Genomic DNA, 262 nt, shown 5'->3' on the forward strand with positions numbered 1-262 from the left:
GTCTCGGTCGCGCCGAAGAAGTAGCCAGCGTCGTGCTTTTTCTGGCAAGCGACGAATCTTCCTTCGTCACGGGAGCATCCATACTGGTCGATGGCGGTTATACGGCGCAGTAAAAGCACATCCTGAAAAGTGTGAAACGGTTTTCAGATAAGATGTGCGTGAAAAGAAAAAATGAGAGCCCCGGAAAACCAGGGCTCTTCTCAGGTTAGTCCGTATATCTGATCGGCCCGCTTCTCAAACGCTTCGGAAAATTTTTTGAAAG

The 262-nt window shown here is 49.2% G+C and carries 1 protein-coding gene; it reads left to right on the top strand.

Annotated elements, in window-relative coordinates; translation table 11 throughout:
• A partial coding sequence (locus SB822_RS58245; protein ID WP_410859263.1) for an SDR family oxidoreductase occupies nucleotides 1–113 on the top strand: 113 nt, incomplete at its 5' end.
• Nucleotides 114–262: the final 149 nt, after the last annotated feature.

The sequence above is a fragment of the Paraburkholderia sp. SIMBA_054 genome (assembly GCF_046534875.1).
In the GTDB taxonomy this organism is placed as follows: Bacteria; Pseudomonadota; Gammaproteobacteria; order Burkholderiales; family Burkholderiaceae; genus Paraburkholderia; species Paraburkholderia hospita.